Annotated in this window: 29 protein-coding genes; 8 read left to right on the forward strand and 21 right to left on the reverse strand. The window is 47.0% G+C overall.

The genetic code is table 11. From position 1 onward, the window contains the following. Positions 1–3 precede the first annotated feature (3 nt). From UNH61_RS29770 to UNH61_RS29830, 13 genes are all read right to left on the reverse strand, one after another. A complete protein-coding gene (locus UNH61_RS29770; RefSeq protein ID WP_326995662.1) occupies positions 4–951 on the reverse strand; it encodes a UDP-3-O-(3-hydroxymyristoyl)glucosamine N-acyltransferase in 948 nt (315 codons plus the stop codon). A 562-nt stretch (positions 952–1,513) separates the two neighbouring features. Further along, on the reverse strand, positions 1,514–2,872 hold the full coding sequence (gene hemN, locus UNH61_RS29775) for an oxygen-independent coproporphyrinogen III oxidase (RefSeq protein ID WP_326995663.1): 1,359 nt from the start codon (positions 2,870–2,872) through the stop codon (positions 1,514–1,516). A gap of 6 nt (positions 2,873–2,878) precedes the next feature. Continuing rightward, positions 2,879–3,586 carry a sulfite exporter TauE/SafE family protein gene (locus UNH61_RS29780; protein WP_326995664.1) on the reverse strand — a complete coding sequence of 236 codons (708 nt, stop codon included), beginning with the start codon at positions 3,584–3,586 and terminating at the stop codon, positions 2,879–2,881. Positions 3,587–3,620: 34 nt separating this feature from the next. After that, positions 3,621–4,058 (reverse strand): FixH family protein, encoded by a 438-nt coding sequence (locus UNH61_RS29785; protein ID WP_326995665.1) that lies wholly within the window; start codon positions 4,056–4,058, stop codon positions 3,621–3,623. A gap of 35 nt (positions 4,059–4,093) precedes the next feature. Further along, a complete protein-coding gene (ccoG, locus tag UNH61_RS29790; RefSeq protein ID WP_326995666.1) occupies positions 4,094–5,479 on the reverse strand; it encodes a cytochrome c oxidase accessory protein CcoG in 1,386 nt (461 codons plus the stop codon). A gap of 3 nt (positions 5,480–5,482) precedes the next feature. Continuing rightward, complete coding sequence (locus tag UNH61_RS29795; protein ID WP_326995667.1) at positions 5,483–6,544, reverse strand: cbb3-type cytochrome c oxidase N-terminal domain-containing protein; 1,062 nt, start codon at positions 6,542–6,544, stop codon at positions 5,483–5,485. A gap of 10 nt (positions 6,545–6,554) precedes the next feature. Beyond that, positions 6,555–6,734 (reverse strand): CcoQ/FixQ family Cbb3-type cytochrome c oxidase assembly chaperone, encoded by a 180-nt coding sequence (locus UNH61_RS29800; RefSeq protein WP_326995668.1) that lies wholly within the window; start codon positions 6,732–6,734, stop codon positions 6,555–6,557. A gap of 10 nt (positions 6,735–6,744) precedes the next feature. After that, positions 6,745–8,889: a cytochrome-c oxidase, cbb3-type subunit I gene (ccoN, locus tag UNH61_RS29805; RefSeq protein ID WP_326995669.1), complete on the reverse strand. Its 2,145-nt coding sequence runs from the start codon at positions 8,887–8,889 to the stop codon at positions 6,745–6,747. A 30-nt stretch (positions 8,890–8,919) separates the two neighbouring features. Continuing rightward, a complete protein-coding gene (ccoS, locus tag UNH61_RS29810; protein WP_326995670.1) occupies positions 8,920–9,078 on the reverse strand; it encodes a cbb3-type cytochrome oxidase assembly protein CcoS in 159 nt (52 codons plus the stop codon). Positions 9,079–9,084: 6 nt separating this feature from the next. Further along, a complete protein-coding gene (locus UNH61_RS29815; RefSeq protein WP_326995671.1) occupies positions 9,085–9,375 on the reverse strand; it encodes a cupin domain-containing protein in 291 nt (96 codons plus the stop codon). Between the two features lie 192 nt (positions 9,376–9,567). Next, entirely contained in the window at positions 9,568–12,006 is a 2,439-nt protein-coding gene (locus UNH61_RS29820) for a heavy metal translocating P-type ATPase (RefSeq protein WP_326995672.1), read from the reverse strand. Beyond that, complete coding sequence (locus tag UNH61_RS29825; RefSeq protein WP_326995673.1) at positions 12,006–12,554, reverse strand: hypothetical protein; 549 nt, start codon at positions 12,552–12,554, stop codon at positions 12,006–12,008. The genes UNH61_RS29820 and UNH61_RS29825 overlap by 1 nt, the downstream gene beginning before the upstream one ends. Positions 12,555–12,650: 96 nt before the next feature. After that, a complete protein-coding gene (locus UNH61_RS29830) occupies positions 12,651–13,310 on the reverse strand; it encodes a Crp/Fnr family transcriptional regulator (protein WP_326995674.1) in 660 nt (219 codons plus the stop codon). Between the two features lie 104 nt (positions 13,311–13,414). Between UNH61_RS29830 and UNH61_RS29835 the strand changes: the two genes are divergently transcribed. From UNH61_RS29835 to UNH61_RS29865, 7 genes are all read left to right on the forward strand, one after another. Then, the gene (locus UNH61_RS29835) at positions 13,415–14,020 is read left to right on the forward strand and encodes a pseudouridine synthase (RefSeq protein ID WP_326995675.1); all 606 of its coding nucleotides are present in this window, start codon (positions 13,415–13,417) and stop codon (positions 14,018–14,020) included. A gap of 102 nt (positions 14,021–14,122) precedes the next feature. Then, a complete protein-coding gene (locus UNH61_RS29840) occupies positions 14,123–14,998 on the forward strand; it encodes a YicC/YloC family endoribonuclease (RefSeq protein ID WP_326995676.1) in 876 nt (291 codons plus the stop codon). A 15-nt stretch (positions 14,999–15,013) separates the two neighbouring features. Further along, entirely contained in the window at positions 15,014–15,502 is a 489-nt protein-coding gene (locus UNH61_RS29845) for a gliding motility lipoprotein GldH (protein ID WP_326995677.1), read from the forward strand. Continuing rightward, positions 15,499–16,518, forward strand: a complete 1,020-nt coding sequence (locus UNH61_RS29850; RefSeq protein WP_326995678.1) for an ATP-binding protein — start codon at positions 15,499–15,501, stop codon at positions 16,516–16,518. Before UNH61_RS29845 ends, UNH61_RS29850 begins: the two co-directional genes overlap by 4 nt. Positions 16,519–16,565: 47 nt before the next feature. After that, on the forward strand, positions 16,566–17,276 hold the full coding sequence (locus UNH61_RS29855) for a response regulator transcription factor (RefSeq protein WP_079471554.1): 711 nt from the start codon (positions 16,566–16,568) through the stop codon (positions 17,274–17,276). Positions 17,277–17,520: 244 nt separating this feature from the next. Beyond that, positions 17,521–18,309, forward strand: coding sequence for a histidine kinase (locus UNH61_RS29860; protein WP_326995679.1), 789 nt, complete (start codon positions 17,521–17,523; stop codon positions 18,307–18,309). A gap of 73 nt (positions 18,310–18,382) precedes the next feature. Beyond that, positions 18,383–19,126 (forward strand): response regulator, encoded by a 744-nt coding sequence (locus UNH61_RS29865; protein ID WP_326995680.1) that lies wholly within the window; start codon positions 18,383–18,385, stop codon positions 19,124–19,126. On the opposite strand, the gene UNH61_RS29870 is transcribed toward UNH61_RS29865, so the two are convergent. The 3 genes from UNH61_RS29870 to UNH61_RS29880 all read right to left on the reverse strand — a co-directional run bounded on the left by UNH61_RS29870 (position 19,121) and on the right by UNH61_RS29880 (position 22,667). Beyond that, positions 19,121–19,891 (reverse strand): tetratricopeptide repeat protein, encoded by a 771-nt coding sequence (locus UNH61_RS29870; RefSeq protein ID WP_326995681.1) that lies wholly within the window; start codon positions 19,889–19,891, stop codon positions 19,121–19,123. The genes UNH61_RS29865 and UNH61_RS29870 overlap by 6 nt on opposite strands. A 14-nt stretch (positions 19,892–19,905) precedes the next feature. Continuing rightward, positions 19,906–21,753, reverse strand: a complete 1,848-nt coding sequence (locus UNH61_RS29875) for a BatD family protein (RefSeq protein WP_326995683.1) — start codon at positions 21,751–21,753, stop codon at positions 19,906–19,908. A 212-nt stretch (positions 21,754–21,965) separates the two neighbouring features. Further along, positions 21,966–22,667, reverse strand: coding sequence for an SDR family oxidoreductase (locus UNH61_RS29880; RefSeq protein ID WP_326995684.1), 702 nt, complete (start codon positions 22,665–22,667; stop codon positions 21,966–21,968). A gap of 92 nt (positions 22,668–22,759) precedes the next feature. On the opposite strand from UNH61_RS29880, the gene UNH61_RS29885 reads away from it, so the two are divergent. Continuing rightward, positions 22,760–23,455: a YjjG family noncanonical pyrimidine nucleotidase gene (locus tag UNH61_RS29885; RefSeq protein WP_326995685.1), complete on the forward strand. Its 696-nt coding sequence runs from the start codon at positions 22,760–22,762 to the stop codon at positions 23,453–23,455. A 106-nt stretch (positions 23,456–23,561) separates the two neighbouring features. Here the strand turns inward: UNH61_RS29885 and UNH61_RS29890 are convergent, their stop codons facing one another. The 5 genes from UNH61_RS29890 to UNH61_RS29910 form a co-directional block, all read right to left on the reverse strand. Continuing rightward, complete coding sequence (locus UNH61_RS29890; protein WP_326995686.1) at positions 23,562–23,768, reverse strand: hypothetical protein; 207 nt, start codon at positions 23,766–23,768, stop codon at positions 23,562–23,564. Positions 23,769–23,804: 36 nt separating this feature from the next. Beyond that, the gene (locus tag UNH61_RS29895; RefSeq protein ID WP_326995688.1) at positions 23,805–24,458 is read right to left on the reverse strand and encodes a phosphatidylserine decarboxylase family protein; all 654 of its coding nucleotides are present in this window, start codon (positions 24,456–24,458) and stop codon (positions 23,805–23,807) included. 85 nt (positions 24,459–24,543) lie between these two features. Further along, complete coding sequence (locus UNH61_RS29900) at positions 24,544–25,428, reverse strand: phosphatidate cytidylyltransferase (RefSeq protein WP_326995689.1); 885 nt, start codon at positions 25,426–25,428, stop codon at positions 24,544–24,546. A gap of 69 nt (positions 25,429–25,497) precedes the next feature. Further along, positions 25,498–25,743: a DUF2007 domain-containing protein gene (locus UNH61_RS29905; protein WP_326995690.1), complete on the reverse strand. Its 246-nt coding sequence runs from the start codon at positions 25,741–25,743 to the stop codon at positions 25,498–25,500. Between the two features lie 20 nt (positions 25,744–25,763). After that, a complete protein-coding gene (locus tag UNH61_RS29910) occupies positions 25,764–26,711 on the reverse strand; it encodes a type II CAAX endopeptidase family protein (protein ID WP_326995691.1) in 948 nt (315 codons plus the stop codon). Between the last annotated feature and the right edge of the window lie 92 nt (positions 26,712–26,803).

Raw genomic sequence — 26,803 nt, forward strand, 5'->3', positions numbered from 1 at the left:
GTTTTATCTTGTTTCTTTCAGTTTTTCCCACATTTCAGGGATACGTTTGATCCAGGCAATTTCTTTTCTCTTGGCCCTGGCATCTTCTGCAGGGTACCCGAAATATACTTTGCCACCTTCAAGTGAAGAAGGTACACCACTTTGCGCAAGCACTACAGCGCCCTTACCTATGGTCAGGTCTTTATTAACACCTACCTGTCCCCAGAGGATTACGTTGTCTTCTATCCTCGCCTTACCGGCAATACCTACCTGTGCAGCAATGAGACAGTTTCTGCCCACAATGGTACCGTGACCGATGTGGATCATATTGTCCAGCTTCGTACCGCGACCAATGATCGTATCACCGCTAACTCCCTTATCGACGGTACATCCTGCACCGATCTCCACATCATCTTCAATCACTACCCTTCCGCAGCTTTCCAGCTTGTCGTATATCACCTCGCGTTCTGCTCTTTTTTTGAAGTAGAAAGCATCGGCACCAAGCACTGTTCCTGCATGAATGATTACATTATCACCGATCACACAGTGGTCATAAATGGTAACGTTGGGGTGAATGAGACAGTTCTTACCAATACGCACGTGATTACCGATGAAAACGTTGGGCTGCACAATTGTGCCTTCTCCAATTACTGCACTGTCGCTGATGGATTTGGTAGCAGGTTCAAACGGGCGAAACCTCTTTACAAGTTTCACATAAGCGCTGAAAGGATCCTCTAATACCAATAATGCCTTGCCTTCGGGGCAGGTAACTTTTTTGTTAATGATGATGATGCTGGCTGCCGACTGTAAACTGGCATTGTAGTATTTTTCAAAGTCAACGAAGGAGATATCGCCGGGTGTGACCTTGTGTATTTCGTTGATTCCGCCGGCCATCAGTTGAGCATTGCCAACCAGCTCTGCGCCTATATATGCTGCTATTTCAGTTACTGCAACAGGTGCTTCGAACTTCATATAATCTGAATTATTGAATAATGTTAAAGTGCAACAAAGGTAGTAAATCAGAGATTGTAATGATCAAATTCAGGAGGTAGACAAAAGGAGATGTTGAAGTTTTTAACTGCTGTTATCCACAATTATTTTAGTGGTGTGAATAAATTTTTTTGCAAATTTTTTCTTTTGTGATGAAATTCTTTTTAATATTGTGTAGGGAATTTTGTTTCCCTGTACTTACTAACCCATTCACATAACAAGAAAGTCTGATTGTTTAAACGGTCAGACTTTTTTTATTGCCTCTGAAACCTGCATGAACAGAAGGTTACAGCCGATCATCATTTTACGGAGTAAAAATTTGCCACACTTTTTACAATAATATTTTACCTGTTTTATCATCCCGAGATTGGAACAGCTCCTGCCGGTTTTTTACCTTTTGGATGAACAGAACGACCCCCGAAGGAGAAAAAACTTTACCGGCAGGATGAAAAGAAGGGATAAAAAGGATGTTGGAGGTGATATTCTTTACCAACTATGTTAACAGGTGTCTCTTACTGCTCAGCTGAAACCCTGCAACCCGTTGTTAGATAGCGTTGCTAAATAGTTGTGAATGTGGTACTTGTCGCCATAGCCGGGCGTCAAATGCCATACAAATATTCCGGATAAAAGGTTTGCCTTTCTCAGTTACTTCCACCTTTTGAGGAAGCACCCGAACCAGTTCATCCTTCTCCAGTTCCTGCAGTCGTTGTAACCCGTCGATGATGGCGTCGCATTGTGTGTCTGCTTTTTTCCAGGTGGTTTCAAAGTTGCACATCAGCTGGTGTATATGCTTTCTCAGCAGCAGATCTTCTTCGGTAAGAATATGCCCTCTGACGATAGGAAACTGACCTTTATTCACCAGTTCCTGGTAAGCGTTCACTTGTTTTTCATTCTGTACATATGCATACCAGTTGTCGCCGATAGAAGATGCTCCAAGTCCGATTAACAGGGAGGTGTGTGAAACTGTATAGCCCATGAAATTGCGGTGTAATCTGCCCTCCCGGAATGCTTTATACAAAGCTTCGCCGGGCAGTGCAAAATGATCCATTCCTATCTCTGTATAACCATTACTATCAAACAACAGTTTACCGAGTTCATACAGTTGCCTCTTTTCTTCATCCCGGGGAAGGTCTGCTTCCGTATAACGACGCTGGCCGGTACCCTTGATCCAGGGAACGTGTGCATAACTGTAAAAGGAGATCCTGTCGGGCAACAACCGGATAACTTTATCGATGGTATGCTGCATACTTTCCGTTGTCTGTAATGGCAGCCCGTATATCAGGTCGAAGTTGATGGAGGTATAGCCGATCTTTCTCGCATTCTCTACTACGGAGGCTACCATTTGGAACGGCTGGAGACGATTGATGATTTCCTGCACTTTTTTATCGAAATCCTGTATGCCTAAACTGATCCGTCGGAAACCGAGATCGTATAACGTTTGCAGATGTTCCGGAGTAGTATTGCCCGGATGTCCTTCAAAGCTCAGAGATGCGTCAGGCAGTAGTGTTGCGTGCTCGTATATGCCACTCAGCAGGCGGTTCAGATTTGTGGCACTGAAGAAAGTAGGCGTGCCTCCTCCGAGGTGAATTTCCCGTATACGGGGCCGCTCGCCAAAGGCTTGAAGATACAGTTGCCATTCTTTCAGTAAGGCTTCTATATAAGGTTCCTCTACCCCATGGTTAACGGTTATGTACTTGTTACAACCGCAGTAGGTACACATGCTTTCGCAGAAGGGAAGATGTATATAGATGCTGATGCCATCCCTGCCATTTGATTCCTGAAAAGACTTTTTCAGCAATGCTTCCCAATGGCCGGCATCAAAGGAATTTTCATCCCAGTAGGGAACAGTTGGGTAACTGGTATATCGGGGGGCGGCAACGTTATATTTACTGATGAGGCTCATGATGTGTTAGGATTTATGACAACAATTATGGATAACCTGTTCGCTGTGGGGAGTCATGGCAGGACTGATATAAGGAATACCCAGATTCATGCCCCGCAATATGAGTAATACCCCCATTACACTTACAACAACAGGGATTAAGCTGCGCATCCTGTTTCTGATAGAAAGCGAAATAAGATGACTGAACCAGGTAACTCCGGCCATAGCAGGCAAAGTTCCTGCACCAAATGCAGCCATGAACAACATGCCCTGCAGGATATCTCCGGTAGCAAGCGCACCGGCAATACCAAGATAAACCAGTCCGCATGGCAGGAACCCGTTCAGAAATCCGATGGCATACAACGTGCTGAAACGTTGTTGTTGCAATAAGCGTCCCAGCATCGATTTTATCTGCCTGGTAAAGGCATTGGGAACAGGTTGGTTTTTGAAGATGCGTATGCCGGCATACCTGATGAAAATGACCATTAACAGGAGGCTGCCGGTGATAATGGATAACCATTGCTGCAATCCTCCCAGATAGAACTGCCGTCCAAGCCACCCGAAAATAAGTCCGAGTATTGCATAAGCGCTGATACGCCCGGTGTTATATAACAGAATGCCTGCCGCTTTGCGGCCTCCTGAAAGATGTTGCAGGGGAAGTGTCAGCGCAATGGGGCCACACATGCCAATGCAGTGAAAACTGCCTATAAACCCCAGCATAAATGGTGCAATCATAATCGAAGTTTTTTGCTGGCTGAATAGCCTGCTGTCAGTAAATATTCAATGACTGTTCCTGGTAAAAAGGCCGGTTGTTCATGGTCCACTGTAACTTTACCTTGTACAGTCCTTTGATGAATAACTGTTTGTTTATCAATTGCTGCCCCTCGGAATCAGGTTGTAGCGGGAGACGTATATCCTTGTTGGAATCGGATGGCCGGTAAAAGGTGAGCTGCCCCTTCACTGCTTTATCTTTCATTTCCGCCGGAAAGATCAGTTTCACCCCTTCAGCAGGTTGTTCAATGATGACCGGCGTTGAGAGCAGGGCTGCATTTTGTCTGCCATCTACCACCTGTTGGTATTTTAGTTCTTCGCCATAGTAGTCAGGTGTTACCATGTCAATCCGGGTACGCATGCTATGCGTAACCAGTGTGAGGATTCCTGCCGCAAATACCACAAAAACAAGTATGATCTTATGTCCCCAGTTCATGATGATCGGTTTTAAGCGATGATATAAAGTTCCGTCTACTGTATTGGCCCGAGAAAGGTGGTACGTAAACGGGTTATTTTCCTGTTGTGTTCATACAAACCTATGTACAGGGTTGATTTACGTTGATGTAATGCTGTTTTCGGCAATACAACGAAGAAGGTGCCCTCCCCCTGTCCTTCTGCCCTGACATGTATAACCGGTTGCCCCACCATGGTGATGTTACCGGCTTCATCTTCCAGTTTTAGCTCAAGAGGGATATCCGCATTGGTTTTGTTGATCAGTTTGATGCGATACAGGTTGCTGACGCTGTCTGTTCCACGCTCCTGGTAGAGCATACCGGCTGTACGCATGATGGTACCGCTTACCGGCTTCCGGCTTGTGAGCATAAAGGTAATAGCAGCCAGCAGCAGCGCCAGTACAGACGCATATACTTTCATGCGGGCGGAGAACCGGATTTTTTTCCCTTCGGCAATGCCGTTTTCGGAGGCATAGCGGATCAGTCCTTTCGGCCGGCCGGTTTGCTCCATCATAAAATCGCATGCGTCGATACATGCGGTACAGTTGACACATTCCAGCTGCGTGCCATTCCGGATGTCGATCCCGGTTGGACAAACTTTCACGCATTGGGCACAATCGATACAATCGCCCAACTCCGGCGCCGCATTTTTCCGGAATTTTCCGCGAGGCTCACCTCTTTTGTAGTCATAAGCTACCAGCAGAGAGTTACGGTCCAGCAACACGCCCTGTAGTCTTCCGTATGGGCAAACCGTGGTGCAGATTTGTTCACGCATAAACGCAAATACGCCATAGAACACACCGGAAAAAATCAGGATAGCACTGAAGCCGCCGGCATGTTCGGAAAGAGGTTCCGTAATGATCCTGCCTAATGCTTTGGCTCCGATGATATAAGACAGGAATATGTTTGCGATGAGAAAAGAAAGAGCAAAGAACGCCAGATGTTTGCCTGTTTTCCGGATGATTTTATTGGTATTCCAGGGCGACTGCTGCAGGACTTTTTGAGCGGCAGCATCTCCTTCTATCCAATATTCCAGGCGCCGGAAAAGCATCTCCATAAAAATTGTCTGTGGGCACATCCACCCACAAAACAGTCGTCCGAAGGCCATTGTAAACAGCACTACAAAAAGGATAAAGGCCACCATTGCAAGGCCGAAAACAAAGAAATCCTGGGGCCAGAAAATGGCGCCAAACAGGATGAATTTGCCTTCCACGACATTCAGCATAAATAAAGGCCTGCCATTTATGGAAATAAACGGCAGGCTAAAAAAAACACTAAAATAGAGCAGGCTTACCGCAGTACGTATATTATACCATTGGCCTTTCGGCTGTTTGGCGTATATCCACTTACGTTTACCCTGCGCGTCAACTGTGGCTAATGTATCTCTGAATGTGTTACTGGTCATTGTTTATTCTTTTTGACCCTGCGGGTCTTTCGGATTCGGAGGATTGCTGCCATGGATCGACTTGATGAAGCTGGCCAGCTGAGCAAGCTGTTTAGGAGAAAAATCATCCTGCCACGATTTCATCCCTTTATCCGCGACGCCATACTTGATGGTTTTGAAAACGTCATTCACCTTGCCACCATGCAGCCAGTAATCGTCTGTGAGGTTTGGTCCTACCACGCCCTGGCCCTGCGGCCCGTGGCAGGGAGCGCAATTGGAAACGAACATTTTTTGTCCGGCTGTGATATCAGCGGGATCGGTGAGCAGCTTTACGTTATTCTCATCGATATTGTTGGCTGCTTTCTTCAGATATTCCTCTTTGGCAACAGCTGCTTTTTTCTCTGCTGCCGCCAGTTCTTCGATCTGGTTAGGCGCGGAATGAGTTATTTCTGTTCGCCAGAAGTATACCACTCCGAAGCAGATGGTAAACGCGAAGCCCCATTTCCACCAGGGAGGAGTTGGATTATTCAATTCCCGGATGCCGTCGAAGTCGTGGCCCATGTCTTCTTCCGCTTCTGCCGCAGCATCCAGTGTTTTGGTGTTGTTTAGTTTTTCCAGCCAGGAAACGCTGGGTTTCCCGGGTACTACTGCTTTCGCAGGCCTGTGTTTACGTTTGATACCAACCAGGTACCGCAACAGGAACAGGAGGCAGATGACCACCAGGAGCTCCAGCAGGATAACGGATATCAATACGTAGAAAGACGTCTGTGAAAGATTGGTGAAATAAGGGCTGGCTGCCGGGGCAGTTGTTTCAGCGAAGGCGCTGCTGCTGAATAGCGACAACGCTATGATTCCGATTGCGATCAGTGTTTTGCCGGCATCATTTTTCATCTTTTCCCTGAAAATATCCATGGCGCCCAGTACGGCATTTCCCAGGATAGTAATGGCCAGTAATAATCCTATTGCCACTACCAGCAGCAGGAGAGCTACAGGATCTGACAGCTCAGAGGGGGCATTACCAGCAGCAAATACCGGGGCGCTGCAGAGGATGCCAGCGGTGAGCAATTGTATAAAGTGTTTATTCATCGTTGTGCTTTTAAAGGGGATTAGCGTCGTCGTTATCTAAGGGAATACGGCTGATCTGATCCACCATTCGTTTATCCGCCTTGAATGCCCATATGGCTGCGCCAACAAAAAAGGTAGTGAACAGCAGCAGGGATGCCATCGGGTAGATGCTGATGCCTGCTATAGATTCCAGGTAATTAATGAACTTCATGACATACGATTTATAAGTCCTCTTTATCTGCTACCTGTGCCGGTTTGGGGGCTGATTTAATGTCTTTCCCCATCCTTTGCAGGTAAGCTATTAATGCTATGATTTCGCGGTCGGCTTTGATCGGAAGTTTGTCTTTCTGCAGATTGGCTGCAATTTCCTGAGCCTGTTTATCAAGGTCGGCGTTGGCCTGCAATTCATAGCCTGTTGCATAGGGCACACCCAGCTTTCTCATGACATTGATCATCGCCGGTGTTTTGCTTTTATCTACCCGTTCTTCAAATAGCCAGGGATAGGAAGGCATGATAGATCCGGGCGACATGGAGGTTGGATCCAGCATGTGGTTAAAGTGCCAGGAATCAGGGTATTTGCCTCCTATACGTGCCAGATCGGGACCGGTACGTTTAGAACCCCACTGGAACGGATGATCATATACAAATTCACCGGCTTTGGAATATTCTCCGTAACGGGCAACTTCATCGCGGAACGGACGGATCATCTGGGAGTGACAGTTATAACAGCCTTCTCTCAGGTATATATCACGGCCGTGCAATTCCAGCGGCGTGTATGGTTTTACACTGCTGATAGTAGGGATATTACTCCGGATAAGGAATGTAGGCATCATTTCGAGAAGCCCTCCGATGGCCACTACTATCAGGCTGAATACAACCAGTGGTATGGGGCGGCGTTCTATCCAGTTATGCCAGTGGGCTTTACCATGAGTAGTGATCACTTTCGGCAATGGAGCTGCTTCGGCTGCTTCGTTGGCAACAAAAGAGCCACGGCGTATGGTTTTGGTAAGATTCACTACCATCAGTATAAGTCCGCTGATGTATAACATACCTCCTACTGCACGCAGGGCGTACATCGGTACAATGGTGGTAACTGTTTCCAGGAACTGGTATTTTAACTGTCCTTCTTCAGTAAACTGTTTCCACATCATACTTTGGGTAAAGGCGGCCCAGTAAAGCGGGATCACATAGAAGATGATACCCAGAGTGCCGATCCAGAAGTGTGTGTTGGCCCATTTGCGGGAATACAGCTGTGTGCTGAAGATCCGGGGAATGAGCCAGTAAAGGATACCGAATGTAAGGAACCCGTTCCAGCCGAGCGCGCCCACATGAACGTGTGCAATGGTCCAGTCGGTGTAGTGGCTGATAGCATTCACATTCTTCAATGACAACATCGGTCCTTCGAAAGTTGCCATACCATAACAGGTCAGTGCTACCACAAAGAACTTGAGGATAGCGTCTTCCCTTACCCGGTCCCAGGCTCCGCGGAGTGTCAGCAAACCATTGAGCATACCACCCCAGGAGGGTGCAATCAGCATTACACTAAAGGCGGTACCGAGTGTTTGAGCCCATTCGGGGAGCGCGGTATACAGCAGGTGATGCGGGCCGGCCCAGATATATATAAAGATCAGCGACCAGAAGTGGATGATAGACCACCGGTAGGAATAAACAGGTCTGTTTGCCGCCTTGGGCACGAAGAAATACATCAGCCCCAGGTAAGGTGTAGTCAGGAAAAATGCTACTGCATTGTGTCCGTACCACCACTGAACCAGGGCATCCTGTACACCCGCATACCAGCTGTAACTTTTGAACAGGGATAAAGGAAATTCGAAAGAGTTAACGATATGAAGCATGGCAATAGCCACCCAGGTACCGATGTAGAACCAGATGGCCACATACAGGTGCGATTCACGCCGGCGAAGAATGGTACCCAGCATGTTGGCGCCGAAGACGAGCCATATGAGGGTGATCGCAATATCAAAAGGCCACTCCAGCTCGGCATATTCTTTTCCGGTAGTGTAACCGAGGAATAAAGTCAATGCGCCACCGGCAATGATAGCCTGCCAGCCCCAGAAATGGATTTTACTCAACAGATCACTGAACATGCGGGCTTTACACAGGCGCTGCAGGGAATAATAGACACCCATGAATATACCATTACCCACAAAGGCAAAAATAACAGCGTTGGTGTGCACGGGCCTGAGCCTGCCGAATGTAATGGGGGCAAAACCCATGTTAAGGCCTGGGATCACCAGTTCAAGCGCTGCCCATAAACCGGCCAGCATGCCTATGAATCCCCAGAACATACAAGCGTAGGCAAACCATTTTACCGTACGGTTGTCGTAATAAAATTTTTCGAGTGACATAGTGGTATTTAAAGGTGTTGAAGAATACGTTTATTCATTACCGTTAGTGAGATCATCGTCGAACAGGATCCGGTGTGCCGGAGAGAAATCATCATCAAATTGTCCGTTCTTTACTGACCAGATGAAAGCGGCGAGGAATCCCACTGCTACCAGCAGGCTGATTCCGAGTAAAATGACGATAACACTCATGGCTTTTTATTTAATGAGAATAAAACGTGCTGTTTCCAATGCCTGCAATGCGTGTATTTCATTGGCTGCGAAAGAAAAAATATCTCCTGTTTCCAGTATGGTGATCTCTTCATTCAGCATAAAGGCAATTTTCCCTTCCAATACCAGTATCATAGCATTTGCCGGAGAGGTATGAGGCGGGATTTGATGTCCCTGTTGCATGATCAGCAACGTAGCGTCAAATTTTTTTGTTTTCAGAATAGCACAGCTCTTCACTTTCTCATTTGCTGCTACCTGCATTACGTTCATTACTTTCATGGGTAGTTGTTGTGGTATAATACGATGCTGCACTCCCGGCATGCCTCACCCGCTGCGTGTAAGCAGCCTCTTTTCAGAGACTGCTTACATGCCCATTTCGTACGGGTTTAATTGAGGTTGCTTAGATTATACTGTGTATGTTCGTGTTATAGCAAAGTTAAAAACAGGTATACCCGGCAGCAATGATATTGCTCAATCAGGAATATGATTTTTATCAGTCATTTCCTGAATTCCCTTACTGTTAAGCTTTTTGCCGTACCATTCGCTGCACGCCCAGGTAATAATAATAATGCTGATAGAACTGGCAGGCATTAACACCGCCGCTACCAGGGGAGATAAAATACCCTGTACGGCGAAGTATAGCCCGGTGATATTGTACAGGACAGATAGTGTGAAGCTGAGCAGGATAATGCGTTTGCCGGCTTTGCATAAGCTGATGAAACGAGGTAGCATCGGCAGCTTCTCTGCAGCCAGGATGCCATCGCTGGCCGGTGTGAAGTTGTTACTGTCGTCTGTCAGGGAAATACCAATATCGCTTTGTTTTAACGCACCTGCGTCGTTCAGCCCGTCTCCTATCATCATCACTTTTTTCCCCTGTTGCTGAAGCGACAGGATATAGGCGAGTTTATCCGCCGGTTGCTGTTCGAATAATAAGGCAGTATCATTGCCCATCAGCTGCCGGAGCTGTAAGATCGTGTGGTTGTTATCGCCCGACAACACGGAGAGTGGGTAAGAGGCATTCAGTTCTTTCATCAGCGGCCGCAATCCGCTGCGGTAGCTGTTGCGGATGGTAAAGAGCCCCGCCAGCTTTTCATTGATGGAAACATATACCACACTTCCTGCCTGATCCTCTTTACGATGAGCGCCTGCAAATTCAGCATTGCCGAGCCTGATGAAAGACCCATCTACCCAACCACATACTCCTTTTCCGGAAAAATCGCGGAAGTCATTCACCGGCAAACGTACATGCATGCCGCAATATTGTATGATGGCCTGGCTCAGCGGATGTGTCGACTGTGCCGCAAGGGATGCGATTTGTATCTCCTGCGCCACGGTGAGTTTGTTGCCATAGTAAACAACAGAACTACCGGTTTTATTGGTGAGCGTACCGGTTTTATCAAATACGATGTGGGTGGCATTCGCCATACTTTCAATGGCGTCGGCATTCCGCAGATATAACTGATGCCGGCTGAGTATCCGGAGTATATGTCCGTTTGTAAATGAAGAGGCAAGCAGCAGTGCGCAGGGACAGGCAATAATAAGAATAGCTGTTACGGCCGGCCAGATACGCACAGGATCATGGGTACTCCACCAAACGGAGGTTACTGTTGCGATGAATAACACAATCCAGGTAAAGTAGCGGCTCAGCAGGTGTATAAATGACTGCGTTTTGGGTGCCGTGTTCTTTAATTCTTCCCTGTTCCATAAACTCGTCAGGTAACTTTGCGCTACTTCTTTAATGGTGAGGATCTCAAGGTTGCCATCCAGCTGGCGTCCGCCCGCATAAACAATTTCTCCTACCGCTTTTTGCACGGGTATTGATTCGCCGGTAACGAAACTATAATCGATCAGTGCATGCCCGCGTACAATGATGCCATCTGCCGGTACCAGTTCGTTGTTATGAACCCGGATGGTGTCGCCGGTTTTAATTTCCGGCAGCGCGGTCGGAACTTCTGCATGGTCCCTGATAACGCTTACGGCTATAGGAAAATATGCGGTATAGTCCCTGTCAAATGAAAGCCCCTGGTAGGTTTTGTCTTGCAAAATTCTTCCAACAAGCATAAAGAAAACGATCCCGGTCATAGAGTCGAAGTACCCTGCGTTACCCTGCAGTACTTCAGTAAGGCTGCGTATAAATGTCACGAATATCGCCAGTACAATCGGTACATCAATATTGAGGAATCCGTGTTTAAGCCCGCCCCAGGCAGATTTGTAAAATGCCTGTGCACTGAATAGCAATACCGGTAACGCCAGTACGAGATTCATATAGCGGAATAGCCGGTTGAAGTTTTCATCCAGTCCGGCCGCACCGGCGAAGTAATCCGGGAAGCTGAGCAACATGATGTTGCCGAAACAAAACCCTGCTACGCCCAGCTGGTAGATCAGCTTCCGGTTTGTTGCCGGCTTTTTATGCTGCAGATCCTGCAGGCTGATATGCGGTTCGTAACCTATGGCGGTGAGTGCTTCTGCTACTTTTCTCAGCGAGGTTTGCTGATTAGAAAAGATGATCAGGGCTTCTTTACGGCTAAAGTTAACGGTAACCCTGGTAACCCCGTTTTCCAGCTTATGGAGATTTTCCAGTAGCCACAAACAGGAGCTGCAATGGATTTGAGGGATATAGAAATTTACATGCGTTTGCGTGTCGTCCCGAAACGAGCAAAGTTGTTGCGCGATTTTATCGTCGTCCAGGAAAGCAAATTTATCTTTCCGTACTACTACCCGCTGATTCAATCCAGGCTGGCGGTTCAGGTCATAGTATTCACACAGGTGATGCTGATTCAGTATCTCATATACCATTTTACATCCCTGGCAACAGAATACTTTGTCCTGCAATGCAATGTCGTTATCCGTACAGTTCTCCCCGCAATGATAGCAGGTAAGATGTGTACTGGTATGTGAAGAAACGGCCATCAGTCTATAATTTGGTTATCAGTATCTTGTTGGGGAGCAACTGGTTGATGTCCCGGAACAGCCGTAGAATAAAGGATATTCTGCTCTACGTAGATCCATTGATGCAGCAATTGCTCTGTCAGAAATATATCGTTTATGCATAAACGATATGTGGCACTCCATTCCGGATGTAACTGGTAGTTCCCGGAAACCTGGCGCAGTCGCTGAAGCAACAATGTTATTTTCTGAAAAGATTGTTGAATGCTTTCGTACACTACAGGCTGGATATTTTCACGCATTTTAAGTGCGGATTGGTTGCGGATAACAGGAAACAACAACGTGCTTTCTTTACGGATAAGCTGGTTGATTTCGGCGTGCATCCTGGAAAACAATAGTTGCTGCAGGTCTGCTACAGGGGGCGTGGTACCGTCGTCCTGCCGGTCGAGGTTAAAATATGCCATTACCTGCTCCGCCTGATGCTGGATCGGCCAATGAAATTTATTGGCGATAACAAGACATAAATGTCCGGGCGTTAATTCGTGGAAATTAATAATCGAATAAGTGAGCATGTAATGGAACTTTATGACGCTACAAAAGTAGAGGCGGCGTCAGGGAGGCCCAATGACATGTATCAAGGCATAATATGATATTTGTCAGGATTTGTACTAGTCCTGCAGATTAGCAGTGCGGATAATTTCGGGCATGTCGAGCAGGCGTATTTTTTTGCCTTCCAGCTCAATCATACCATCTTTTTTGAATTCGGAAAGGAGGCGGATAGCGGATTCGGTAGCGGTACCGACAAGGTTGGCGATTTCTTCCCGCGAGAGGCGAACACTGAGTGTTTGACCATCGGGCTCAACGCCATAAGTTTCCTTAATAAAGAGAAGGGTTTCGGCAAGGCGTTCCCGTACCGGCTTTTGCGCAAGATGTGTGATCTTCAGCTCAGCTTTACGGAGTTCGCTTGATAAAATGCGCATCATCTCGAAAGAAAGGGATGCGTCTTTTTGCAAGATATTGAGGAACAGGTCTTTAGGAATAAAACAAACGGAAGAATCTTCCAGTGCAATGGCCGTAGCCGTATACCTTTCATTGCTCAGGAGGGCTTTATATCCCATGATATCGCCGGCTTTGATGAGGCGTATAATCTGTTCACGTCCATCATCGCCACTATGTGCCAGCTTTATTTTACCATTATTCACACAATACACACCGAATGGATAGGCTCCTTCATGGAAAATCACCTGACCTTTCTTGTACACCGAGCATACTTTAGCATCTGCGATCTCTTCGAGATTGCATTGCTCAGCTTTGCAGAATATCGACATAAAGCGATCCTTGCAATGGACACAGGATGGATTGTTTAAAGGTATAGCCATATCAATTTGCAAAAGTACTAATTTACGGCTCCTTAACCAAAGTAAAACCTTTCGTGATATTTTATTATTATATTATTTATAAGCCATATGAAGTGTTGACCCGTTTTACACCGGAAGGGAATAAAGCCTGCCTGGCAGATTACTTTAAGGTGCCTTCTGATGTTTATCCTGTGGGGCGTCTGGATTATGATAGCGAAGGGTTACTGGTGCTTACCAACGACAAATACCTGAACCAGCAGTTGTTGCTGCCCAGGCATGCCCATGAGCGGGAGTATTGGGTACAGGTAGATGGGGCGGTGACACCGGAGGCCATACAGCAATTGCAGGCAGGAGTAGACATAAAAGTAGACGGGCAGCTTTACCGGACCCGCCGCTGTAAAGCGGAGATACTATCTGCCGAACCGGGGCTGCCACCTCGTAACCCACCTATCCGTTTCCGGAAGCATATTCCTGCACCGTGGATAAAAATGATATTGGAAGAAGGGAAAAACAGGCAGGTTCGGAGAATGACCGCTGCCGTAGGTTTTCCTACGTTGAGGCTTGTCCGTTACCGGATTGAAGCACTGACAGTAGCCAGCATGCAATCCGGTGAAATGCGGCAATTGAGCAGGGAGGAGATATACCGTCAGCTGAAGATAAGCGGGAAACGCCAGGCCTGATACCAGGAAAAAGAAACAGATACCCTGTTTTAACCGTCTGGCAGGTTTGGGCTTTATGCTTTCAGCTTTTTTAACTAGGTTTGTCACCAACAAATTTCTATTATGCTGAAATCAATGACAGGCTTCGGAAGGGCAGAAAGCACAAGAGGCGAGACAAGTATCGTAGTGGAGATCAAATCGCTGAATGGGAAGCAGTTTGAGGTGAATCTGAAGTTTTCTCCTTTGTTAAAACCCTATGAATTCGATATCCGGGCACTTATGCAACAGATGTTGGTGCGCGGTACATTGGATGCCACCATTAACATCCGCCAGAACGGGGCTACCCGTCCGGTGGTGATCAACACTGAGCTGGCGAAATACTATTACCAATCCATTACGATGATGGCCAATCAGCTGGAAATTCCACAGGGCGATATGCTGAACGTGCTGATGAAATTACCGGAAGTGGTGACCCCTGCTACAGAGCAGATCACAGCGGAAGAATGGAAAGATGTGGAAGAAACCGTCAGAGAGGCCCTGATAGACCTGGATAATCATCGTATCGATGAAGGACAGATGCTGGAAGCCGATTTGCAGCAGCGTATAGATAATATCGACAATTATATGCAGAAGGTCCGGGAACTGGATCCGCTGCGCAAAGACCGTATCCGCCAGCGTCTGGAAGGCTTGCTGGCAGAACATGTAGGGAAAGATAATGTAGACGGTAACCGTCTGGAACAGGAGCTGATCTTTTATCTGGAGAAACTGGATATTTCTGAAGAGTTATCGCGACTGGAAAACCACCTGCGTTATTTCAAAGAGATCTTAAAAGAAGGAGAAGCTGCGAAGGGAAAGAAGCTGGGCTTCGTGTTACAGGAAATAGGCCGCGAAATCAATACTACCGGCTCCAAAGCCAACGACGCCGGTATCCAGCAATGGGTGGTGCTGATGAAAGATGAACTGGAAAAAGCCAAAGAACAAGTTTTAAATGTTTTATAGTAAGGCGCAAACCATATGAATAAACTTTTCCTGGCCACAGCGGGATGCTTATTTTTGGCTGCGGCCTGTAAGCCGCCTAAAATGGACACTTATGAGAAAAACCTGGAAATACCGGGGCATGAGTGGGCCTATGACTACAAGCCGTCTTTCGAAATAAAAATACAACCTGAAGATACCGCCTACCTGTACAATATCTGTGTCAACATACGTCATACGGATGCTTATCCCTACAGTAACATCTGGTTACTGATAGGTACCCAGTATCCGGGCGATAGTATTCCGAAACAACAACGGGTGGAACTGCCACTGGCAGATGTTACCGGCAAGTGGTCGGGAACAGGGCTGGATGATATTTACGAACATCGTATCTTTATTCAGGAACGGGCAATCTTCAATAAACCGGGGACCTATAAGTTTTCTTTCGAACAGAATATGCGGCAAAACCCGCTACCCAATGTAATGAATGTTGGTCTACGGATAGAGAAAGCCGGTACCAGGCAATGATGAGAAAGCTTTTCAATAAAATGCAGGAAGGAAAATCCGTTTCCCTCATTTACTTCCTGGTAATGGCCTACACAATAGCTGCCCTCATATGGTGGGGGATCCTCTTGTTCAGGCAAAGTAAACAGATCAGTACATTTGAGCGACAGAACCTCTATCTGCGGGTCGATAGCCTCTCCCGGCCGGTGGAACATCAGCTGGAGTTGCAACGGATCAATAAAGACGAGCATATGCGCTCCTTCAAATACCTGGGAGAAGGCATTATATTCCTGGGAATTATCTTGCTGGGCGCGGTTTTCGTGTACAGGGCCGTGTGGAAATACATGAAACTAAGCCGGCAACAGCAAAATTTTATGATGGCAGTGACACATGAATTGAAATCACCCATCGCTGCGGCAAAACTGAACCTCGAAACCATCCGGAAACACCGGCTGGATGAAGAAAAGCAGCTAAAGCTGCTCAACAACACCATTCGCGAAACCAACCGGCTCGATCAGCTTTGTAATAATATCCTGTTGGCTGCCCAGCTGGAAACACATAAATACCGTTTGTTCAAAGAAGCACTCGATTTCTCTGCGCTGGTGGAGAACAGCATCAAAGAGCTGGACGGCCGCATAGGCACCCACCAGATCGATGCCGAAATACAGCCGCATATGTGGATGGATGGCGACAAGCTTACGTTGCAGATAGTATTGAGCAACCTGGTGGAGAATGCAGCGAAATATGCCCCGAAGAATACCAGGATCCTGGTGAAGCTCTTCGAAGACCAGCAGCTGCTGAAATTACAGGTGATAGATGAAGGGCCGGGTGTGCCGGAGGAGGAGAAGAAACGCATCTTCCTGAAATTCTACAGGGTAGGCAACGAAAACACCCGTAAAGCCAAAGGCTCCGGCCTGGGCCTGTTCCTGACAGCTAAAATAGTGGAGCAGCATGGCGGCAGTATTGAAGTGAAGGATAATACGCCCACCGGTAGCTGCTTTGAAATAACATGGCCTGAATATTCCGTACAAACAGCGTAAATTAGAGAATGGATTAACTGATCCGTTGTAAAATCAAACAATAACACATGAAGGAAGCGACAAAGGCATCAATACTGTTGGTGGAGGATGAAGAGAACCTTCAGGAAGCATTAAAGCTGAACCTGGAGCTGGAAGGATATGAGGTTACTGCAGTAGATAACGGTACTGCTGCGCTGAAAGCAGTAAAGAACGAATATTTTGATCTTATCATACTGGATATCATGTTACCTGAAATGGATGGCATCGCCGTTTGTGAAAACATCCGTATTCAGAATAACGAAATACCCATCCTTTTCCTGAGCGCTAAAAATAGCAGTGCCGACAGGGTGCTGGGCCTCAAGAAAGGCGGCGATGACTATATGACCAAACCCTTTAACCTGGAGGAGCTCCTGCTGAGAGTCGAAAAACTGATCGTTAAGAACAAGAAGATCCAGGATAAAGACAGCGTGCCTAATGTATACCGCTTCGGTGATAATGTGATCGATTTTGCCGCCCAGGAATGTGTTGGTAAAGATGGTAAACATTATGAGTTAAGTAAGAAAGAAGCGATGTTGCTGAAGTTGCTTATCGAAAACAAAGGTGAAGTGGTAACCCGCGAGAAAATATTGCAGGTAGTATGGGGTTATAACGTATATCCTACTACCCGAACCATCGACAATTTTATACTCAACTTCCGTAAGTATTTTGAGGAAGATAGCCGGAACTCCAGGTATTTCCACTCTGTCAGAGGTGTGGGATACAAGTTCACGGAAGCGTAAAGTTCTCTTGTGTCATTGCGAGGCAGCAGCATCGCCAGCAACGGAATACTGCTGCTTTGTTTCTTCATTGCGGGGTTGTGCCATGCCAGATTTCACCCCATATTCCCCGTTTTCCTTAAAAATCCGACCTCGTACTAAATCCCCCTTTCCATTGGTGATTAATTAGCCGATATTTATTAAGCTTATATAACTAAGGAGAATCAACTACCTAGAAACCTGATTTGTGGCATATTATTATGTTAATATGATCTTTACTGCGGAGTGGCCGTTCTGGCTGTTTTTTTTGTTAAGTCTCATAACCCTAACATTATTTTTTGCCCTGCGGGAAAGAAAAATCAGGAGAGCCTCAGCGAAAGAAATAACCAAACACCATACGCAGGTACACCTGGAGCTTCATGCTTTCCAGGCGCAGATGGACCCGCATTTTATTTTCAACAGCCTCAATGCCATTCATCACTATATACTCACCACCAGCACCGACATGGCATCCCTCTATCTTACCCGGTTTTCGCGCCTGATGCGCCTGATGATCGGTAATTTCAATAAGGAGTGGATCTCCCTGCAGGATGAGCTGGATGCCCTGGAACTATACATTCAGCTCGAACAGCTCCGGTTTGAAGAACAGTTTAATTATCAACTCCAGGTATTGCCGGGGGTGAATAAGCAATTCACCCAGATCCCTCCTCTCATCATACAACCCTATGTACAATATGCTATCTGGCACCGGATACTACTACGGCCCCAGAAAACAGGCGGTTGCCTCAAGATCGTCATCTGCAGGGAAAAAGACCGGTTACTGATCCAGCTGGAAGATAATGGGATAGCAGTTACAGATATCCCCGTTAACAACGGAGAACATCAAACAAACGGAATCGATATTGCCGCCGAACGGCTTTATATGATGAGTGAAAAATATCATATGAAAGCCAGCATAAAAGCCTTGCAGTTGTTCGATGAAAAGCGCCTGCCCGCCGGAAACCGGCTTATTATTAGTATGCAGCATGTGGCCACCAGACAATCGCTGGCCGGTTAATTGGTAAAGTGCCCGTAATTGCTTAATTTCTACCTGATTTTCAGAGCGAAAGAGCACCTTACAACCATATCAGATGCGTACCATTATCGTGGACGACGAAAAGCACAGCCGGGACGTGCTGCAAATGATGCTTGAAAAGTATTGCCCACATGTAGTTATATTGGCTCAATGCTGTAATGGAAATGAAGCCCTCAAAGCTATCCGTGAGCTCCGGCCCGAACTGATATTCCTGGATGTGGAAATGCCCGGCATGGATGGTTTCCAGATACTGGAAGCCTGCGAAGTACATGCGTTTTCTGTGATCTTCATTACTGCTTATGATCAGTATGCCCTGAAGGCAATACGTCATAGCGCGCTGGACTATTTGCTGAAACCTGTAGATCTGACGGAGCTGAAAGAAGCGGTGAAAAAAGCCGGCTCTCAGTCCGGCGACTCTTCCGGGAAGGTAATGAACCTGCTCCGGTTTCTTCGTGAACAAGCCGGTTGTGAGGAGAGGCGCGCCTTTCCTACTGCCAATGGATTAAGGATGGTGGCAGCCCGGGATATCATCTATTGCCGTTCCACGGGAGCACAAACCTGGTTACATTTACAGGCGCCGGAACAACCGTTGCCAGTACAACGCACATTGCCGGAAATGGAGGAGTGGCTGACGAATAAAGGATTTTTCAGGGTTCATAATAGTTTTCTGATTAACCTTTCCTTCATGGAAAAATACATCAAGGGAGATGGTGGGGAAATTATTATGTGCAACGGTTTCAGCATTCCGCTGGCACGCGAAAAAAAGCATGATTTTCTGCTCCGGATAGAGCGGTTATAAACGTTTGATATTGGAACAGCTGATCCAGCCATTTTTGCCATCGGCAAGCTCTATTTTGCAGAAATCCTGGGTAGAGTCAGTAATATGTACCTTCGTGCCCTCTCCTACTTCAAAAGCATCTTTGCTGTTTTCGTCGGGAGCCGTCTTCGCCCTGATGTTATTGTTCATCACAATACCCTGCTGGTGATTATTTGAAATGCGGTAAGTATCTATTGCCATCATCAGATACAGGGCAAATAAAACGCCCAAAGCGTAGGCACCCCATCGCAGGAACTTGTTCTTCCATCCGGGAAGCCATGTATTTACTACCACAGCTGCCACCAGGAGCCATAAGAAAATGATCGCTCCTGTTGCCCACCCATTGGGCTTATGAAGATGTTGTAATTGCAGCCACCATTGCTGGAAAAATACCAGTGGCAACTCCCCTATATACCCATTTACTTTCTGGTTGGCAAGCCCAAGATTATGCTGAACAGCAGCATCACCAGGTGCCAGCTGCAATGCTTTTTCGTAGGCATAAACGGCCATTCCGGTCTTCCCTGCTTTATACCAGGCATTGCCGGCATTGAACCAGACGGCCTTCTGCTGATGGCCCTCGTTCAGTAGCTGCTGGTAAATCCCGGCAGCTTCGGTGAACTTGCTCTGGTTAAAGAGTTTGTTGGCGTCATCGAATCTTTGCTGCGGACTTTGGGCATTGCCCGTTGTAACGCCCAGCAGCAAAGTGATCGCCAGTATGATCAATTGAATATTTTTATACTTCAGCATTCGCCTTTCGTTAATTAGTTCTTCAATACATCTTCGAGGTTACTGATAATGCTGACCGCTTTCTCATAAGTACCCTGCATTTTGTGATTATCCTGCCCCGGAGCATATAAAGCTACTTCACAATTGTCTATCAGCGCGAACAGGTCGTGTGTATTGCTTCCATTGATTTTGCGGGCACTTAACTTGTCCTGCACCAGCTGTTTACTGAGGTCGGCCATTGGGATTTTCAGCTTGGAGCTGAGATAGCCCCATACTGCTCTCGATGTTTCTTCGTAGAAAGCTTTGTCCTTGCCTTCCCGCAGGTAGCGGGCAGCAAGTTCCAGCCTTTTCAGCGCCACCTTATTGGCGTAGCGGTGCTTCAATACAGCTGCATTAACGGTTTTATAATCCATTCGGCGCTTATAGAGCACAGCGGCAACAGCAAGCAACAACGGGAGTATCAGCAGTATATAGAACCAGGGGCTCAATATAAACCAGCTATGGTGCCTGCTCCAGTTGAGGATGCGTGTGTCATTGCCTATCAGCTCATTCTTGCCCGTACTGAAATCCTGTTTATCCTGTTTGATGTGTTTGCCCTGATTGATATGGATGGGGAAGGACGCAGAACGCAGCGTTTTGTAACTGTTCGCTGCGGGGTCAAAATACGTGAATTCTACCGCCGGAATGGTAACATCGCCGGCTTCACGGGGCATCAGCACATATTCGAATGTACGGCTGCCGGAAAGCGGGTTGCTGTTTTTCTCTATATCGTCGGTTACTTTAGGATCAAATTTTTCAAAGCCTGCGGGTGCATCTATCTTAGGGGAGTTCAGCAGATTTACGTTACCCTTTCCGCTGATGGAGACCTTCAGCGTAAGCGCATCGTCGGTAGTAAGCTTGTTCTTGTCTACCACGGCAGTCATGTTAAACTGGCCTACAGCCCCATTGTAGCTGGCCGGGCGGCCATCTACCGGCACCGGTTTTACATTGATAGTGATGGGTGTGCTCTGTATCTTGTAAGGCACATCCTGGTATTCCACTTCCGGACGGTTGAAGAAGTCGTCGAAGAAAGGATCCTTGAATGCAGGATCATTGAAGAAGTCGTCGAAAGGATCTTTGCCTTTGTTTCCCTTTTTACCACTGACCAGTTTCACCAGTCGCACCTGATTGTCTACCTCCACCGGATCCAGCTCCAGCTGCCCTGACTGCAATGGAAACAGCAGGGTTTTACGAATGGTGAAAACCTTATAGGGCAAACCGTTGATCCGTTCTTCTGTAGCCTGAGGCGGATTGGGCAGTTCAATGTCTTTAGCTGAAAATCCTTTGAATGCCGGCACTTTGGTGACACTGGAGTTCGTCGGAAGCCGGGTGTAAAGTTTATAAGTGGCAGTCAGTTGCTCTCCTTCGTACAGATTGGTTTTATCAACGTCCACTTTCAGGAAGATATTCTTCTTCAGTTTCTCATTGAGATCCTCTCCTTTTTTCAGGATGCCTTCCATATCATCACTACTGCCCTGAGCTCCCCGGTGAGCGGGCGGAAAACCGCCGGATGGCTGAGTATTCTGCTGTTGTTGCTGGGCACTGGCATTGCCTTTTCTTACCTCTATCAGTACAGGATTAGATTTAACGACGTTGCCATTTACCCTGGCCTGCGCGCCGGCGATGGTAAAGCTACCAACATGTTTAGGCTGAAGCAGATAGCTGAGTGCCACATATTCAGAGCGTTTGCCGTTGAAAATTGTCTGGCCCTGCATCTGTGACGGACCCTGTAATACATCAAAATCTTTAAAATTGGGAGGAGTAAAACTGGTCACATTTGTTCCGTTTTCCAGCATAAACTGAATCTGGAACGGTTCATCCAACGTCACAGTGTTATTGCTCACAGTGGTTGTAAAGCGGAACTCCTGTGCAGATGCACAGGCAACCAGTCCTAAACAAAACAAAATGGAGTAAAAACACTTCCTTATGCAAAAACTGTAGCTCATCATTATGTCAACAAATTTAACCAAAGCCGCGCCGGATGCGCGCTAAGCGCCGTTAAAAGTTAGTTAAAACATTTTAATATGTTGTTTTTTTTTATTTGGAAACAGGGGGCTTAAATGTCTCCCAACATAGGTCTGAGTATGATTTCCTCTACAACGGTTTGCTTTGCCATATTCCAGGCGCCCCAGATGGCATTGGCGATATCTTCGGGGGGCATCATTCTGTCGGGTGGCGCTTCGAACCCATCCCACGACGCCGTCAGTGTCGGCCCGGGGCTTACGGCGGTTACTCTGATATTATGCGGCAGCAATTCTTTACGGAGATTTTTGGTGAATCCCAGCAACGCGTATTTGGTGATGCTATAGGAGCCACCGTTAGGATAGGCATGGTAGCTGGCGGTAGAGCAGATATTGAATATATGGCCACTTCGTTGCGCTATCATATCCGGCAGCAGCGTCCGGGTAAGATGATAAGCACTATATACGTTTACGGCCATCAACTTTTCGAGCGTGCCGTCTGCTTCCTGATGGAGGGCACCTGGAATATAGATCCCGGCGTTGTTTACCAATATGTCTACCTGGTGGAATGTGGCCCTGACTTTATCAGCGAAGGCCATTACCTGCGCTTTGTCTCCCATATCCACTGCTTCAGCCAATACGGAAACCGCCGGATTTTTCCGCTGAATACCTGCTTTGGCCGCCTCCAGTGTGTCGGTATGTCTTGCACAGATCGCTACATTAAATCCTTCCTGAGCCAGCTTTTCCGCAATGGCCTTCCCTATTCCCTTGCTGGCGCCTGTTATAACTGCATTCATAATTCTCTGATTAGTGTGGTAAAATAATGAATTTACACGTAAGACAATGGCATTCCTGACCCATCCCGGGGATTTCGTACCTTTGCGCCGACATGAAATACAAACATCTCTTTTTTGACCTGGACCATACGCTGTGGGACTTTGAAAAAAACGAACAGGAAACCTTGCAGGAGCTGTTTAGCAGCCATAACTTAGCCGCCAGGGGCATATCTTCCTTCGAGGCATTTCACGTCTCTTATGTAGCGCATAATGAACGGTTGTGGGACCGCTTCAGAAAAGGCTTTATTACACGTAAAGACCTGCGCGACAAACGCTTCCGTCTTACCCTGATCGATTTCCGGATTGGTGATGAGCAACTGACGCAGCAACTGGCTGATGGATTCCTGGAAATATTGCCTACGAAAAAGGCGCTTTTTCCGGAAACGAAGGAAACGCTGGACTACCTGGCAGCGAAGAACTACCCGATGCACATGATCACTAACGGTTTCGAAGAAACGCAGTTACAGAAGATGAAAAATTCGGGAATTGATCATTACTTCACGCATATTATCACTTCTGAATTAGCCGGCAGCCTGAAACCTTATCGTGAAATTTTCGATTTCGCCATCAGCAAAGCAGGTACCTCTGCAGCAGAGAGCATTATGGTCGGCGACGCAATGGAACTGGATATCAAGGGTGCACATGGAGTAGGAATGGATCAGGTCTATTTCAATCCTGCCAACCCCCCGGTGGATTTCCAGCCGACTTATGTGATTGGGAGCCTGGCTGAATTGAAAGATATATTGTAGAAAAGAATTACGAATTAGGAATTACGAATTACGAAATAGCGGGGAGATAGTAGCGAAGTGGATCTTCGCGTTTACTATCTCCCCGCTATTTCGTAATTCGTAATTCCTAATTCGTAATTCTTTTGTTAGCCCTCATCGCCATTGTCCTTGTTGGTTGTTTACAGCAGCTTTTACCTTTGTCGGCCGTTTTGCAGGTTGCCTGCGTACAGGTTTTAGGCGCAGGTTTCCCGGCTTCACCGGTTTTTTGTTGAGCAGATGCTGCAACAGTTACCAGAAGCATGACAGTGGCGGCAGTAAAAGCTTTTTTAAACATAGCTGACAATATTGGGAATGTTTGCTTTTAAAGATACTAGATTTTAGCGACAACAGTAATACCGCCCTGTACTACCTGCTGTAATTGTACAGCTACTTCGGTGCCAATAGGCAGGTACAGGTCTACCCGGGAACCGAATTTGATGAAGCCCATCTCATCGTTCTGCGCCACTTCCATACCTGGTTTCAGGTAATTCACAATCCTGCGGGCCAGGGCTCCGGCAATCTGACGTACAAGTATGTCGCCCTTATTGTTCCCGATCACAACAGAGTGCCTTTCGTTTTCTGTGGATGATTTAGGGTGCCAGGCCACCAGGTATTTACCGGCATGGTATTGCGATAACTTCACGGTACCGCTGATAGGGTTGCGGTTTACGTGTACATTGGCAGGGCTCATAAATATAGATACCTGTAAACGTTTATCTTTAAAGTATTCAGGTTCATATACCTCCTCAATTACTACCACTTTACCATCGCAGGGAGAAATAACCAGGGAATCGCCTGTTGTATATTGCCGGGAAGGAATGCGGAAAAAGGATACGATGAACAGGAAGAAAGCCAGGGATATGACAGATACAGTCCAGCACACTGCAGGCGAACTTCCGAACCAATAAAATACTGCTCCGTTGATTAACGCCAGTACCAGGAATACAAGGGAAATGGTAGCAAATCCTTCACGATGGATCTTCATTGTTTTCTTATTAGATTATTGATTTATGTGTTTAATCGTAGTGCGAAGTTAGTTTAATTCGATTTTTCGGAACAGGAAAGTTCTGTTAAGCCATCATAAAGAACTGTACATAGATCCAGGCGAAGGGAGCCGCCAGGAGCAGAGAATCGAACCGGTCGAGGAAACCGCCATGACCGGGCATGATCCGGCCTGAGTCTTTCACCCCGGCCATTCGTTTCAGCTTCGATTCTATCAGGTCGCCAATGGTGCCAAAAACGGCGGCAATCAGGGCCAGTACAATCCAATGTTGCAGGGCGAGATACTGTTTGCCCCAGAAATAGCCATATACAGCGGCGGCAGCCACAGCCAGTATCATTCCTCCCACCGTACCTTCGATGGTTTTCTTGGGCGAAATAGCCGGAGCAAAGGGCGTACGGCCAATCAGCGAGCCCACGATATAGGCCATGGTATCGTTGATCCAGATGAAAATGATCAGCAGCAGCGGAATCAGCCAGCCCGGAGCCGTGCCTACATCCAGTACCGTATAATGTATATTGATAGCATTCAGACGGATATGAATCAGCAGTCCGAATGGTACAGTTACATACAGCAGCCCGATGGCAGAATAGCCAAGATTCTTTAAAGAAAAGTCTTTACTCATTAATACTTCTCCCAATGGCATTACCAGCAAAAAGATAACGGCCACCCACCAGCCAATGAAGCCTGTAGGCAGATGTGCTATTTGAAAGTTCTTACCGGTAAAAGTCAGCAGGATGGCTGCACCCGCAATGGTGGCTCCCCATTGGTGCCAGACAGGGATGTTGTTATAATCGGGATCGATATGACGCAACAGCCTAAAGTACTCCTGGAGGGCAAAACAGCCTATCAGGAAAAAAAGCAGGAAAAAACTAACATCCGTCCATAAGATACCGCCCAGCATCACTGCCACAAACACAAGCGCCGAAGCAGTGCGGGTGAAAAAAGTTTTCATTCTGTATTGATCTGTTAATGAATGCTACCCGCAAAAGTGGATAAAATAACCATGCGGAACAAGTGCTGTTTATTCCACATCCCCCGTCACATCGCCGGTTGGGTGGTTGTTATGATTGTGTATCAGGTCTTTGGCAGTTTGCTCATTCGACTGATGTACGTATAGTTCCGCCTGCCCCGGGAGGCCAATATTGTAGGAAGATGACTGCCTGTTCAACAGTACTGCTGTTACTCCGTTCTCCAGCAGCATGCCTTTCACTACTTCTGCCTCAAAGGGACTATTACTTGCAAAAACTTTAACCCAGTCTTTTTCCATACCTATTAGCTTTAGAAGGATCAAATCTCGTCATTATTCCCAATTTCGTCTACTTTATCTGTTGCTGCTTCTACCGGGTCGATCATGGGCATTGGATCGGATTTCTTCCGTAACGCCCAAAACACACCAATAGTAACAGGGATCGCCAGGGCTACGTAATACCATTCAACGGTTCCGTCTTTCGCCGGGTCTTCTTTCAGCATCCCATGTTGGAACAGGTATAACATCAATACCTGCATCCCGTTAACGAGGATATGCGCATATATGGCCAGCCAGAGGTTTCCGCTGAAAACATAGATGGCGCCCAGCCCTATGCCCAGCAGCAGCCTGGGCATAAAGCCCAATATATCCCCATGGATGGCGCTGAATATTACTGAAGCAATGAATACACCGATCCACACATTCCGGGTGGCCTTGATTAACAGGCGCTGTAATACGCCCCTGAAAAAGAATTCTTCCGCAATGGCAGGAACAATGGCGATCAGCACCAGGTTAATGAGGAGGTCGGTGATGGTGGGCATCTTCAGAAAAACTTCCAGTAATTTCTCTGCCAGGGCGGCCGCATCTTTCACTGCATCCGGAACCGGCCAGGTTTTATTCCACTCCCCCAGAGGGCTGGCTATTATCAGGCATCCATATATTGCCACCAGCGCCAGCACTACCTGAATGCCTTTGGGGGCAGGTTTCAGCCCCAGGTAAGTCATGGGATAAGGTTGCCACAGGTAGGCAAAAAGCGCCGCTGGTACAAAGAATGCTACAATAGAGTAAAAGAATTGTGTTATTTTCAGATAGCCGATGAAGTTAGGATTTACCAGTGCTCCATTTTGGAGGGCTTCCAGGCTTTGACCGGTGATACCCGGGGTGATCAGCCCCAACGCGAACAGGTATATGGCAAAGAACCCAAAGAAGAAACCGAGGAAGGTAACGAACTGCATTAAAACGGGAGACTGTTTCAGATAACCGGTCATAAGAAATTACTGTATTAAATTTGCGTAAATTTACACCGCGAAATTCAGTTTTTGCAGTTACTGACGGACCATCCGGACCGCTTGTAAATTTG

The sequence above is a fragment of the Chitinophaga sp. 180180018-3 genome (assembly GCF_037893185.1).
GTDB lineage: Bacteria > Bacteroidota > Bacteroidia > Chitinophagales > Chitinophagaceae > Chitinophaga.